Consider the following 13,695-nt stretch of genomic DNA (forward strand, 5'->3'; position numbering starts at 1 on the left):
CTTGTTGGAAAGAGATGCTGCAACCGCGGCATCTCTTTTCCAGCAGATGGATGAAAGCGAAAAGATCAATTTTATATGGATGTAATCTATTTTCTGAAGGCACTACTGAAAAGAAAATGGCTGATTCTCATCAGCTCCGCACTGGCTGTAGTCGCAGCCTTCTTTTTCACCATGAACAAACCCAGGCTGTATGTGTCGACCGCACAAATGGCCACCGGCCTCACCTACACCGACCAGATCAGACTACGTGATGATCATGTCAATATGTTTGAGGTAGATCAGAAATTTGACGGTATTATCACCACCGTCACCTCTCCGATTGTCATCTCCCTGCTCTCTTATGACCTGCTCTTACATGATATGGGTGGCAAAGGACAACCCTTCCGCACCCTGAAAGAAGCACAACAAAACAGTGCCGTCATGAAAAAAGCAGACAAACAAAAGCTGTTGCAACTCTGTCAGCAGAAACATGATTCCATGCAGATGCTCAGTGCATACCGCCCGGATGAAAGAGAACTGCAAGATGTATTGAAAATTTACGGATATGACTATGAGTCGGTACGCAATGGCTTGCTCGTAGCACGCATGAATCGGACTGACTATATCAACCTCATTGCCAGATCCGAGCATCCGGAGCTTTCTGCTTATATGGTAAACAGATTGTATGCAGAATTCATTCGCTACTATCGCAGCCAGCGTTCAGAGCAGACAGTAGAGAACGTGGAAACTTTTGAAAGTCTGGTCGTACAAAAGAAAAAAGAACTGGACCAGAAAGTGGAAGCGCTTCGCTCCTACAAAGCCTCTGAAAGAGTGTTGAATGTGGAATCTGCCAGCGGCAGTGAAATGGACCAGATCAAAGGCTTTGAGAAAAAGCTCTTCGATGAGAAAGCCAATATGAATACGCTCCAGGCTTCCCTGGAAAATATCAATAACCAACTGACCCTCGCCAGCAGTGGTAAAACGGTGTATAATACCAGCACCAATAGCGATATCATTTCTTTGCGCCGTCAGATCAACGACCTCAATGAGGAATATCAGAAAGGCGGCGGTACAGATGATGCATTGGAAGCTAAGATCAAATCTTTGCGCAGCCAGTTACAAGGCAAGCTGGATCAGATGACCACCACCTCCGGTAAGAATGTAACCAATGCAGATGAATTACAGCAGAAGAAAGGCAGCCTCCAGGCACAGATTAAAGCCACTGGCCTGAACATCTCGACACTGGAAGCCCGCATCGCATCGCTAAGGGGAACACTAGGCTCTTATGCCAACAAAGAGGCCACTGTAGGTTCTCTCCAGCAGGAAGTAACCATGGCACAGGAAGATTACAATAAGCTGAAAGAGAAACTCAATGCTGCCATCGACAATCGCGCCGCGCCGCAAGATGGATTTAAACAAAGCCTGATCGGACAACCAGCTATCAAACCCGAATCATCCAAAAGACTCATCATGATGAGCCTTTCCGGTATATCCGTTTTCTTCCTTTCTACCCTTGCGATTATCTTCATGGAATTTTTAGATAACTCCCTGAAATCGCCCTCCATCTTCGAACGCTCTGTTGACCTTAAACTGATCAGCACCATCAACCGTACTGATCTCCACAAATATAGCATCCTTGAGATTTTACAGAAAAAAGTAGCCGTAGCGCCAGATGACAAAAAGCAACGTCAGAATACATTCCGGGAGCTACTACGCAAGTTGCGGTATGAAGTAGAACATAGCGGCAAACAGATTTTTCTTTTTACGAGTACTGAATCGCAGCAAGGTAAGACAACCCTCACACAGGCACTCGCATACAGTCTCAGTCTCAGTAACAAAAAGGTACTGATCATTGATACCAACTTCTGTAACAATGACCTGACGGTACAGCTGGAAGCTAAGCCGACATTGGAAAGTTTGTCTATTCCTCCGGGAAAATTCAGTATGGAAAAAATAAAGGATATCGTAACGAGATACCCTTCTGAAGGTGTAGAGGTGATCGGATGTAAAGGCGGCGACTATACGCCGTCTGAAATTTTACCAGAGAATCATTTGCTGAATTATCTGCCGGAGCTGGCGAAGCACTACGACTTCATCCTCCTGGAAGGCGCTCCTCTCAATGACTACACGGACAGTAAAGAACTGGTGAATTATGTACAAGGCGTTATCGCGGTATTTTCTTCCAGCGCATCATTGACCCAAACCGATAAAGAATCGATCCAGTTCCTGCACGAGTTGGGCGATAAATGCATCGGCGCAGTATTAAATAAAGTAAAAGAAGATTACCTGCAACTGTAAGATGGCTAGCAGCATTATAGATATTGCATCAGCGCCTAAAGCAGCCGTGACGCGCTTCGAGTGGGTGGACTATGCCAAGGGCATTGCCATCATACTGGTGGTCTATCGTCATATGTTGTATGGATTGCAGCATAGCGGTTTGGATGTAGCGCAGTGGATCATTGACGGCAACAATATGCTGTTCAGCTTTCGTATGCCGTTATTCTTCTTACTCTCTGGTCTGTTCTTTCAGGCGGGATTGCGCAAGCGTGGCCCTGGCGGTTTAATAACGGAAAGAGTAAATAACCTGCTTTATCCTTATATCATCTGGGCGGTGATCCAAATCACGTTACAGATCATCTTTGCAAAGTATGCCAATGCCAACAGGACCGTATGGAATTATCTGGATATTATCGTTCAGCCGAGAGGGTTAGACCAACTGTGGTATCTGTTTGCTTTGTTTAATGTCACCGCATTTTATCTGTTCAATCATGTGGTACTACGAATGAACGAAAGGCTGCAGTTATTGCTGGGATTGGTTTTCCTGGCACTCGCTCCGCTGGTAATGCAATGGAGTACCTTTTATGATGTCATGCTGCATTACATATTCTTTGCGATTGGCGTAATAGCAGCTCCATTACTACTGGACAAAACGATGCAAACCAGGCTGGCGTCTGGCTATAACCTATTGTTATTTTTGCCAGTCTTTGTTTTATCTCAATGGTATTTTCTCTATCATCAGCAAATGAACCTTTATCTGTATGCCGTGATAGCATTAACTGGCAGCATATTCATGATGATGTTGTCTGCCTGGTTATCCCGCCATCAGCAATTAACATTTATGAAGACGATAGGTCATTACAGCCTGTTTATCTACCTGATGCATGTAATGCTGGCCGCTGTAATACGGAGCCTCTTGTTGAAAAGTGGCCTGATTATGAATGTGCCATTGTTATTACTGATACTGATAATAACTGCGATCCCATTGTCTATTCTGGCTTATAAGACATTAACCGCCTTAAAGATGGGATGGCTTTTCAAAGGACCATTTACCAGTAAAAAACAATCGTTATGAAGAAAACTGGTAAACGTATGAGTGCCGGCTTTCACCAGCAATTAATAAATATTTTCATTGCCATCGTACTGTTGTCAATGCTGATTAAAGTTTTGTTTCTCTGATTATGGAAGCGGTAAAGCTACAGCGATCAAATATTATCCTGTTGGCGCTGCTCACCATAGCAGTTCCACTGATATCATATTTAACCTCCAATGATTTTAAAACGGGGGTGTTGATCCTTTTTGCCATTTTCGGTCTTACCCTGGCCGTAGTATGTTTCAATAGCGCCAAGATGGGTTTCTATATCACCATTACAACGGTGATGACCATACGCTTTTTTGAAAGGATATACGGGCAGGAAGTACAGGTGGGACTGGCATTAGATACGATGTTGTTCAGCGCCGTTTTGGGAACGTTGTTGAAGAAAAACCGTAAAACAGAGAACCCGGTTAATTACTTTAAGGAACCGCTGTTACTATTGCTGTACTTACAATTTATATATTATTTCCTCGAAGGGTTTAACCCTATGGCGCCCGGTAAAGATACGCTGGTAGTATTCATGCGCATACTGCTGCGTTACCTGTTGTTTGCCATCTTAACGACAATGGTGCTGAAAACGAAGAAAGACATCTATACCTTCTTCAAATTCTGGTTGGGTTTATCTACAGTAACAGCTGTATATGGCTGCATACAGGAGTGGTTCGGGCTTCCTCCCTGGGAAATGGCGTATATGCTGTCCACTCCTGAGAAAATGGCCACCACTATGATTGACGGACATCTGCGCGTATCCTCCACTATGAGCGATCCGGCAGTGTATGGTATTATGATGGCAGCTACTTCTGTCATGCTCTTGATTCTGTTGAGTGCCAGCGCCAGGGTTATCAGCTGGGGAAAGAAGCTGCTCATATTCTTGTCGCTGTTATTTCATCTGATGGCCTTAGGTTATTCCGGTACCAGAACAGGATATGTAATGATCCCTGCAGGACTGTTTCTCTTCCTGCTGGTTAATATTCATAAACGCAATACCATTATTGCCGCGATGTTGTTCACCATTATCGGAGGCGGAATATTGTTCGGGCCATTCTATGGCAATGCTACTCTCAACAGGGTAAGAACTGCCTTTGTAGGCACGCAGGATGCTTCCTTGAATGTACGGGAAATCAACCGGCATAGCGTACAGCCATTTATGTATAGTCATCCTTTTGGAGGCGGACTTTTCACAGTTGGCGGAGAAGGTACCTCCTATAATCCCGGGCACCCGCTGGCAGGCTTTCCACCGGATAGCGGACTGGTAAGGATTGTACTGGAAATGGGCTGGATAATGCTCATCATAGTATTGGTATTTCATTTTATACAGATGAGTACTTGTATTGGAAATTACTTCCGGTTTACCGATGAACTGGATAAACTACTGGCAATTTCCGGCGTCTCCATGGTGTTTGCAGTGGTTATTTCCATGTATGCGCAGGAAACAGGCGGACTAATGGAAACTGCCATTTTTATGAATGCCATGACTGGCGTGATTGTGAAATCAAAATATTTGTAACTGAAAATAAGCATGTATGAAAAAACTGCTGTTGTTCGCTTTATCCCTTTGTTTTGTGCTGCATGTGCAGGCCCAAAAAGATACCCTGGGACTGAATTACATTCTGAAAAGTCCCCTACTGGAAGCACGTTTCAAGCAATTGATTGTTGATCTGGCCAGTAAGACGCCTATCCAGGATGCCGTACAGACCAAAGAAAAAATCAGCGACTATCAAATCGCCAATGCAAGAGCCCAATGGCTTTCCCATGTTACCTTTTTTACCAACCTGAATGAAAATAGTTTCAACAGGAACAGTACTTATTACAATCCTAATAATCCCAATGATCCCAAAAATGATAATAATAAAAATAATTATTATCCTACTTACAACCTGGGACTGGCTTTCTCATTAGGTGATTTTTTTACAACGCCAAGGAGTGTAAAAATTGCACAGGCACAAAAGAAATTATTTGATGCAGAACGACAGGCAGATTTGCGTAGCAGCAAAAATAAGGTACTGATTGAATATGAAAATTTCATCGCTACCAAGAAATTGTTCGAGCTCCATCTTCCTTTGCTGGAAGAGGCTTTGAACAACTTCCAATCCACGGAGAAAAAGTTTGCAGCAGGAGAAGTAGCCATTGAAGTTTATAGTGCCGCTTATAAAGCATACAATGTTGAAATGGTTCAAAATGTGAAGTTGGTACGAGACATGAATCAGGCAAAAATAGACCTGGAAACCTCCATCAATATGCCGCTGGAAAATGCGATTCAACTAATGAATAAATAATCAATCTGCAACGGATGAAACAAAACAAACCGCTTTACTTCGCCTGGATTTTTTTGACAGCACTGCTGGTATATTCCTGGATCAGGATTTCTCAACTTACAGGCGGACATTTCTGTTATTCCCTGGATGATGCCTTTATTCATATGGCAGTCGCCAAAAATTTCGGCCTGCATGGCGTATGGGGCATTACTCCGGACGCTTATGGCTCCGCTTCATCTTCCCCACTGTTTACCGTTATTCTGGCCATTATTTTTCGTACAGGCGTCAACGGTTATATGGTAGGTTTCTGGATTAACGTAGTAGCTGCCTATTGGTTGTTATACAGTGTACACCGGGTACTGCTGAAGTATGCCATGCCTGCAACGGGACGGTTACTGGTGCTGTTTTCGCTGATAATTCTGCTGCCGTTTACCGTGATTATCCTCACTGGTATGGAGCACTTATTACACTTGTGGTTCTCTCTGTTGTTTTTACAGACAGTAGTAGAAATGATTTCGGAAGACCGTATCTCCACAAAGCAAATGCTGCTCAGTGGCGCTTATGGCGCGCTGATGGTAGGCGCAAGGTTCGAAGCATTGTTCCTGCTGGGGGCAGCAGGTCTATTGTTGTTATATTTTAGGAAGATAAAAGTCGCCCTGATCATGGGCATCCTCGCCGTGCTGCCGGTAGTGCTATTCGCGGTGATTTCCGTCGCTTACGGGGGGTATATCCTTCCGAATTCTGTACTATTGAAAAGCAGTGGTGGTGCGGCAGGTCCTGGTAGTATGGCCCAGGCATTGCAGGAAGTACTCATCTACAGATTAATGTACGGCAACAGTACAGTGCAGGGATTATTTCATTCCGATGCCTCCAAGGCTTATGCTTCTTCCATATCTGGTACCTCTCTTATCAGGGTGCTGATTATTGTACCCGTATTGGTTTTATTGGTGAAAGCCAAGGGGGCGGGCGCGCGTGCCCAACAGGCCATGTATTTTGGTATTGTACTGACCATTGCCTGTGCCTTACATATGGCCCTTGCAGCAGTAGGTTGGATGTTTAGGTATGAGGCCTATCTGGTAGGACTTGCGATTATCAGCATAGCGCTATTGCTCTGGAGTATCTGGCCGCAGGTAGTTAGCTGGTACCAGGGAATTGGTTTACCCCAAAAAGCGATCCTATGTCTATTATTATTCTTTGCGGGCAGTCCTTTCTTAGCCAGGGCTGTTGCGGGTTACAGGGTACAACACAGAGCCTGCAGGAATATCTATGAACAACAGGTACAGATGGGTACATTCCTGAAGCAGTACTATGGTGGTGTTTCGGTGGCAGCCAATGACATTGGCGCTGTGAGTTTTTTGTCTGATAGTCGCATCATGGATGTATGGGGCTTGGGTAATAATGAAATAGCGAGGAGTAAATTAACAGGCACTTACAGTAACGACTATCTGAAAACTTTTCTGAATAAGGAAGGCGTAAAGGTAGCCGTAATTTACAAGGATTGGTATGGTCCGGCGTTGTATAATAAGTGGACGGAAGTGGGAAGCTGGGCGATACAGGACAATGTGGTATGTGCGGATCGGATTGTTCATTTCTTTGCGTTGGACAGTACGGATGCACCGGCCCTTAGAAAGCATTTGGAGGCCTTTAAAGCGAGTTTACCAGCAAGCGTAGAGGCGAAGGTATATTGAAAAAAGAAAGCGGCTGTTTCATGACGAAACAGCCGCTTTTTATTTTTTAGATGGGAAAGCTTAGATATTAAAAGCTGCTTTCACTTTTTCAACATAGTCCAGTTTCTCCCAGGTGAAGAGTTCTACTTCCACCGATTTTTCATTTTTCTTTCCTTTGTTGAATACTTTGGTAACCACTTGAGGTTCGCGGCCCATGTGACCATAAGCAGCAGTTTCGCTATAGATTGGGTTACGCAGCTTCAGACGTTGTTCGATAGCGTATGGACGCAGGTCGAAGATTTCTTCTACTTTCTTTGCGATTTCGCCATCATTCATGTTTACTTTGGAAGAACCATAAGTATTCACGTATACGCCGCAAGGTTTAGCAACGCCGATAGCGTATGAAACCTGTACCAGTACTTCGTCGCAAACGCCGGCAGCAACCAGGTTTTTAGCGATGTGACGGGTAGCATAAGCAGCAGAACGGTCTACTTTGGAAGGATCTTTACCAGAGAAAGCACCACCACCGTGAGCACCTTTACCGCCGTAGGTATCAACGATGATTTTACGGCCGGTCAGACCGGTATCACCGTGAGGACCTCCGATAACGAATTTACCGGTTGGGTTGATGTGGTGTTGGATATCAAAACCGTCGAACAGCTGTTGCAGTTCTGGTTTCAGTTTAGCTTTCACGCGAGGGATGAGGATATTGATCATATCCGCTTTAATTTTCGCGAGCATAGCTTCGTCCTGATCGAAGTCATCGTGCTGAGTAGAGATCACGATAGTATCGATACGAACAGGTTTATTATCATCAGAGTATTCGATAGTCACCTGGGATTTTGCATCCGGGCGCAGATACTTGATTTCGTTATTTTCACGACGCAGTGCAGCCAGTTCCAGCAGCAGTTTATGAGCCAGATCCAGTGCCAGTGGCATGTAGTTTTCGGTTTCGCGGGAAGCGTAACCAAACATCATACCCTGATCGCCAGCGCCTTGTTCTTCTGGAGATTTACGGTCAACACCCTGGTTGATATCAGGAGATTGTTCATGGATAGCAGAAAGGATACCACAGGAGTTAGCTTCGAACATATATTCGCTCTTGGTGTAACCAATCTTGCGGATTACTTCACGGGCAATGTCCTGTACATCGAGATAAGCTTCGGATTTCACTTCACCCGCCAGCACAACCTGACCAGTAGTTACCAGTGTTTCACAGGCAACTTTTGATTTGGCATCGTATGCGAGGAAGTTATCGATCAACGCATCAGAAATCTGATCTGCAACTTTGTCCGGGTGACCTTCTGAAACGGATTCAGATGTAAATAAATAAGGCATAAAAAACTTGGATTAGCAGTTTTATGGTTTGGTATAAATAACTCGCAGTTTCAAGCTGTATTGAGAATGGCTACCACCGCCAGCTTTCACGCGGGGAACATCCATCATCAATGAGGAGAAGCCCTCCAGTTTGAATCCGTTGTTAGTTTCATTCTTTTTAATGAGCTGTGCAAGGTAGTGGTTTAAGCTAAACTTGTATTGCGCAATCATTACGCCTCCAAAGTTGGTGACAATCTGTTTAGGCGCTGTATAATAGCTTGTACTACCTGCATCAATCGGGACTTTGGTGGAATCGCCGTTTGTATACTGGCGCAAAGTTAGGTTAGATGGCTCAATAAAAATATTATTTTTATCACTTTCTCCAACAGTTATCTGCGTGATTACCAATTCTGCGGAATTGATCAATACATTCGGGAAGTTCTCCAGGTTAGGGATAGTCATTTTGGTAAACAGACCAGGAGCTGCCTGTAAGAAAAGGATACTATCGCCTTTTGGATTATTCGTATTGATATAATTGCTTGCTTCCGAGCCGTTATAGTTACGCAGGAATGTGGTAGAGTGGCCGCTGGTAGAGCCATTGAAGCCGAATGTGCTTCTCATGGTAGAGTCTTTACCATTGGCTTTATAGAACACGGTCAGTTTGGTATTGGTACTGTTCATGCTCACATACAGCATATTCTTATGATTCGCGGCCATGGTATCTGGAATGATAGCCAGTCCTTTCAGGAAGGCGCGGAAAGAAGAATCTGTGGCAAAAGCGCCATCTGATTTCTGGGCCAGGAGTTCATTACCAAATGCGTTACTCAGTTTGATACGAATCTGCGCTGTTTCTGTTGCTCCCAGCACTTTTACGGAATCGCGGGTTGTCAGTGGGGTGACAGTAGCGGTACCCAGCAACTGGGAATTATCGTAGCCTAATACCTTGTTGTAGGCGTAGTTGGAATCAATCCTGAAACCTGTCTCATTCATTCTGTAAACAGAGAATGTCTGAGGAGAGGTAGAGTCTCCGGTATAACCAGCATAGCTCAGGGAGAGTACTACGGAATCCAGTATCTGATTGGTACCTTCGAAAGTAAAGGCACTTTGGGGAAGCCCCACCTGCATGAAAAGGAAGGCATGGGTTTTCCCGAATACAGGATCGGCAGTAATAGAACCGAGAATATGCGTATAGTTACTATAATTATTGATAATAGAAGAATCGTATTGTGATACGTTCCTGGTAATAATTCCCGTAACAACGGAATCCTGGCTGTTCACCAGATCTCCCGGAGGGATAAGATTGGTACCGAGAAGGGTCGCTTGATTACAACCGGTGGATGCGTATAATACAGATACAATGGCAGCTACGTAGCTTAGGTTCCTGAGTTTAATCTTCACGCGTTATGGTGTTTATGTGTAGTTGAGTTGCCGAACATTCGTTTCATCAAAGCTATTTACCCAGTAACTGGTTATATAGCTGCAGGTAATCACCCAGATCTTCATTTTCTTTCTTGAAAGGCAGAATAATTTTTCCTTTTTCTGCTTTCACTTCATCCACCACTTTTTTCTCCAGTTTGTCGGCTGCAAGTACTACTGCATCCGCATATTTGGCAGCGCCTCTGTTCAATGCGGTATTGGTACCTTCCTTGAACAGCTCCATGTCTTTCTCCTTGATCTGGTTACTGATGGTAGCTTTCTTAACAAAAGTTGTTCCCAGTTTTTCTTTGAAGGTATTTGGCAGCATGGAGTAAACGATTTTGCTGTTCGCAAAAACCGGTTCTTTCTTATAGGCAGTTTTCAGATACATAGGGATCAGGGAGGTCATCCAACCACTACAGTGAATGATGTCCGGAGGCCATCCGAATTTCTTCACGGTTTCCAATGCTCCCTTACAGAAGAATACGGCACGGGCAGCATTGTCATCAAAGAATTGTTCATTCTCATCAGCAAATACCGTCTTGCGCTTGAAATAGTCCTCGTTATCCAGGAAGTAGACCTGCAATCGGGCATTAGGCAGCGAAGCTACCTTAATGATCAACGGATAATCATCCCCGTCAATCACGATGTTAATGCCAGACAACCTTACCACTTCGTGCAAACGATGTCTTCTCTCATTAATAATTCCAAATCTCGGCATGATCACTCTCACTTCCAGTCCGGCCTCATTGGACTTAATTGCCATTTTATTGACCATCGCCGCGTAATCACTCAATTCCAGGTAAGGCGACATCTCTTGGGCAATAAAAAGAATTCTTTTCTTTGTGGACATTTAACGCTGATTATTAATGCAGTAATTTTTAATTTGGCTTGCAAAATTACGGATTTTTTACGGAATATTGGCCAATCTGTCAGTTTTAACATCCTTTTTAACAATGTTTTATGTATCAATTTAAGCGTAGTATTGACCTGAAGAAGCACCTGGACCTGGTAAGAAAAAGTGGCAAAACGATTGGTTTTGTGCCGACTATGGGCGCCCTGCACAGCGGGCACCTGTCACTTATTCAGGCCGCAAAAAAAAATACCGATGTGGTAGTCTGTAGCATCTTCGTCAACCCTACTCAATTCAATGACCCGAAAGATTTTGAAAAATATCCCATTACAATTGAAGCCGATATTAAAAAATTAAATGATGTATCCACGGATATAGTATTCCTTCCATCCGTAGATGAAATGTATCCCGAAGGACTTTCCGACGCTATCCACTATGATTTTGGCGACCTGGAATCCATTCTGGAGGGTAAATTCCGCCCCGGACACTTCCAGGGCGTCGGCCGCATTGTACATAAATTGCTGGATATCGTTCAACCCAATAAACTCTTCATGGGCCAGAAAGACCTCCAACAGTGTCTTATCGTCAGTAAGTTACTCAAAATCATTGGATCTTCCACAGAATTAGTTGTCTGCCCAACGGAAAGAGAACCCGACGGACTCGCCATGAGCAGCCGGAATGTCCGCCTCTCTCCCGCTGCCCGTAAGACAGCCGTAGCCATCTACCAGGCCCTCACCAACCTGAAAAATAACTTTGGCAAAGATCTCTTGTTCATGGAATCAGCCCACGAAGCAATGGATTCCCTTAAAGCGAAAGGCTTCGAACCGGAATACGTAGACATACTCGCCCTCAAAGACGATATGCTCCACCCACTCGATCACCCCGCCGATGACCATACTATCGTTGTAGCCGCCATCGCTGCCTGGCTCGACGGCGTCCGCCTCATCGATAACATGGTTCTCAAAGGCAAACTGTAATCATACTTCACGCAAAGACGCAAAGGAAATGTAAAGACGCAAGAGTTTTATACTATATATGTCCAAAGAATTGTTAAATTATTTTCGGAAATAATATCTTAACATTCCTTCAAACATAATCCATTGCATATTTGCCGCTTATGCGCCTTTGCGTGATTCACTTCCCCTTTGGCCCGAAACATTATTTTACATAGCTTTGCAGACACTCCTCCTCACAGGGAGTCGATTGAATTATGCAAATAGAAATATTAAAGTGTAAGATCCACCGCGCGGTCGTGACAGAAGCCAACCTCCATTATGTAGGTAGCATCACCATCGATGAAGATCTGATGGATGCAGCGGGTCTCATCGAATATGAAAAAGTACAGGTCGTAAACGTTAATAACGGCGAAAGACTGGAAACTTATGTTATTAAAGGCAAACGCGGCTCCGGCGTTATTTGTATGAACGGTCCCGCCGCCCGCCTCGTTGCTCCTGGTGATGTAGTGATCATTATTTCCTATGCTACCATGGACTTCGAAGAAGCCAAAAAATATACGCCAATTGCCATCTTCCCTAAGGAAGGAAACAAATTATAATCGCCAAACCGGTCTCTAACCAATTGTAACACCCTAAACTATCGCCAGTTATGCCTAAAGCACTTAAGAACCTCATTAAGTTTATCTGTTTTTTTGGCATAGGTGTTTTACTTATCTGGTTAGTAACCAAAGATCTGACTCCCGCTGAATGGGACCAGATGAATCAGGCTTTCCATCGCGCAAACTACTGGCTGGTAATCCCTGCAGTTATTCTCGGTATTGCCAGCCACTGGTTCCGTGCTACCAGATGGAAACTACTCATGAAACCGCTGGGCCACCAACCCACCACCCTCAATACCTTTTTTGCCGTGATGGTGGGCTATCTCGCTAACCTTGCCGTTCCACGCCTGGGCGAAGTTACCCGCTGCGGCATCCTCGCCCAATACGAAAAAATTCCCGCCGATAAACTAGTTGGTACCATGATCGCAGAAAGAGCAGTGGATATGCTCTGCCTCATTCTCCTCATGGCACTCACCGTTCTCACACAAGCCGAAGTACTCGGTAGTTACGTCAACCGCGAGATCCTGACGCCCATCGGCAACAAAATAGCCAACGCCAATTTTGTACAATTACTGATACTCCTCCTGATACTCGCAGCCGTTATCGGTATCGCTATCTGGTTACTTAAAAAATTCGCCCGCTCCAAAGCCGCAGTGACTATTAAAAGTCTCGCCCGCGGCGTGATGGAAGGTATTCTCTCCATCGGCAAAATGGAAAACAAATGGGCCTTTATCTTCCAGTCAATTCTCATCTGGGGCTGCTACCTCTCTCAGGTCTACATCGGATTCTATTGCCTGGCAGAAACCAATCACCTGGGCATCCCTGCTGCCCTTGCCGTGCTGGTCATCGGTAGTATAGGCATGATCGTTACCCCCGGCGGTATCGGTGCATACCAAACACTGGTGCAGAAAACCCTGGAACTATACGGTATCAATAAAGTAATCGGCTTTGCATTCGGCTGGATCATCTGGGTGGTACAAACGATCCTGGTAATTGTACTGGGCTTCATCAGCCTGATCGCCCTCCCGATCTACAATAAAAACCGCAGCCAGAACAACAACACCGCATCTGCTAACTAATTTTCATCAGGCCTATTCACTATAGAGCGACTGCCGTCTCCCCAAACAACCTCCTGTTCAACTTCCCCATCATGGAAGGTTCAGTATGGATTGTTCCATTTCGTATACCCATTACTGTTAGGCACCATCTGTTGGAACATATCCAATAGGTATTGTGACTGCAATAGCGCTTCTCTCCTATCCCTCTCCGTCATAAATGCA

Annotated in this window: 11 protein-coding genes; 8 read left to right on the forward strand and 3 right to left on the reverse strand. The window is 44.7% G+C overall.

Features of this window, described 5'->3' with window-relative positions; genetic code table 11:
* Positions 1–75 precede the first annotated feature (75 nt).
* The 5 genes from CLV59_RS15540 (at position 76) to CLV59_RS15560 (ending at position 7,295) form a co-directional block, all read left to right on the forward strand.
* Complete coding sequence (locus CLV59_RS15540) at positions 76–2,277, forward strand: exopolysaccharide transport family protein (protein WP_111592982.1); 2,202 nt, start codon at positions 76–78, stop codon at positions 2,275–2,277.
* A gap of 1 nt (position 2,278) precedes the next feature.
* Complete coding sequence (locus CLV59_RS15545; protein WP_111592983.1) at positions 2,279–3,331, forward strand: acyltransferase family protein; 1,053 nt, start codon at positions 2,279–2,281, stop codon at positions 3,329–3,331.
* 106 nt (positions 3,332–3,437) lie between these two features.
* A complete protein-coding gene (locus CLV59_RS15550; protein WP_111592984.1) occupies positions 3,438–4,859 on the forward strand; it encodes an O-antigen ligase family protein in 1,422 nt (473 codons plus the stop codon).
* 16 nt (positions 4,860–4,875) lie between these two features.
* Positions 4,876–5,628, forward strand: a complete 753-nt coding sequence (locus CLV59_RS15555; protein WP_111592985.1) for a TolC family protein — start codon at positions 4,876–4,878, stop codon at positions 5,626–5,628.
* A 14-nt stretch (positions 5,629–5,642) separates the two neighbouring features.
* A complete protein-coding gene (locus CLV59_RS15560; protein WP_111592986.1) occupies positions 5,643–7,295 on the forward strand; it encodes a hypothetical protein in 1,653 nt (550 codons plus the stop codon).
* A 60-nt stretch (positions 7,296–7,355) separates the two neighbouring features.
* Here CLV59_RS15560 and metK read toward each other — a convergent pair whose 3' ends face one another.
* Genes metK through CLV59_RS15575 form a run of 3 tightly spaced genes read right to left on the reverse strand, consistent with a single transcriptional unit; the run spans position 7,356 to position 10,860 of the window.
* Positions 7,356–8,612, reverse strand: a complete 1,257-nt coding sequence (gene metK / locus CLV59_RS15565; protein WP_111592987.1) for a methionine adenosyltransferase — start codon at positions 8,610–8,612, stop codon at positions 7,356–7,358.
* 21 nt (positions 8,613–8,633) lie between these two features.
* Positions 8,634–9,989, reverse strand: a complete 1,356-nt coding sequence (locus tag CLV59_RS15570; RefSeq protein ID WP_111592988.1) for a DUF4270 family protein — start codon at positions 9,987–9,989, stop codon at positions 8,634–8,636.
* Between the two features lie 52 nt (positions 9,990–10,041).
* Entirely contained in the window at positions 10,042–10,860 is an 819-nt protein-coding gene (locus tag CLV59_RS15575) for a glycogen/starch synthase (RefSeq protein ID WP_111592989.1), read from the reverse strand.
* Positions 10,861–10,970: 110 nt separating this feature from the next.
* Between CLV59_RS15575 and panC the strand changes: the two genes are divergently transcribed.
* The 3 genes from panC (at position 10,971) to CLV59_RS15590 (ending at position 13,494) form a co-directional block, all read left to right on the forward strand.
* Positions 10,971–11,837, forward strand: coding sequence for a pantoate--beta-alanine ligase (gene panC / locus CLV59_RS15580; protein ID WP_111592990.1), 867 nt, complete (start codon positions 10,971–10,973; stop codon positions 11,835–11,837).
* Between the two features lie 233 nt (positions 11,838–12,070).
* Positions 12,071–12,415, forward strand: coding sequence for an aspartate 1-decarboxylase (gene panD, locus CLV59_RS15585; protein WP_111592991.1), 345 nt, complete (start codon positions 12,071–12,073; stop codon positions 12,413–12,415).
* A gap of 50 nt (positions 12,416–12,465) precedes the next feature.
* Positions 12,466–13,494: a lysylphosphatidylglycerol synthase transmembrane domain-containing protein gene (locus tag CLV59_RS15590; protein ID WP_111592992.1), complete on the forward strand. Its 1,029-nt coding sequence runs from the start codon at positions 12,466–12,468 to the stop codon at positions 13,492–13,494.
* Positions 13,495–13,695 lie beyond the last annotated feature (201 nt).

The sequence above is a fragment of the Chitinophaga dinghuensis genome, assembly GCF_003259435.1.
Lineage (GTDB): Bacteria > Bacteroidota > Bacteroidia > Chitinophagales > Chitinophagaceae > Chitinophaga > Chitinophaga dinghuensis.

What these genes read in the sequence shown, in the direction of transcription:
- CLV59_RS15550 (WP_111592984.1), top strand. Translation starts at nt 3,438, where the DNA reads ATGGAAGCGGTAAAGCTACAGCGATCAAATATTATCCTGTTGGCGCTG.
- panD (WP_111592991.1), top strand. Translation starts at nt 12,071, where the DNA reads ATGCAAATAGAAATATTAAAGTGTAAGATCCACCGCGCGGTCGTGACA.
- CLV59_RS15590 (WP_111592992.1), top strand. Translation starts at nt 12,466, where the DNA reads ATGCCTAAAGCACTTAAGAACCTCATTAAGTTTATCTGTTTTTTTGGC.
- panC (WP_111592990.1), top strand. Translation starts at nt 10,971, where the DNA reads ATGTATCAATTTAAGCGTAGTATTGACCTGAAGAAGCACCTGGACCTG.
- metK (WP_111592987.1), bottom strand. Translation starts at nt 8,612, where the DNA reads ATGCCTTATTTATTTACATCTGAATCCGTTTCAGAAGGTCACCCGGAC.
- CLV59_RS15555 (WP_111592985.1), top strand. Translation starts at nt 4,876, where the DNA reads ATGAAAAAACTGCTGTTGTTCGCTTTATCCCTTTGTTTTGTGCTGCAT.
- CLV59_RS15560 (WP_111592986.1), top strand. Translation starts at nt 5,643, where the DNA reads ATGAAACAAAACAAACCGCTTTACTTCGCCTGGATTTTTTTGACAGCA.
- CLV59_RS15540 (WP_111592982.1), top strand. Translation starts at nt 76, where the DNA reads ATGGATGTAATCTATTTTCTGAAGGCACTACTGAAAAGAAAATGGCTG.
- CLV59_RS15545 (WP_111592983.1), top strand. Translation starts at nt 2,279, where the DNA reads ATGGCTAGCAGCATTATAGATATTGCATCAGCGCCTAAAGCAGCCGTG.
- CLV59_RS15575 (WP_111592989.1), bottom strand. Translation starts at nt 10,860, where the DNA reads ATGTCCACAAAGAAAAGAATTCTTTTTATTGCCCAAGAGATGTCGCCT.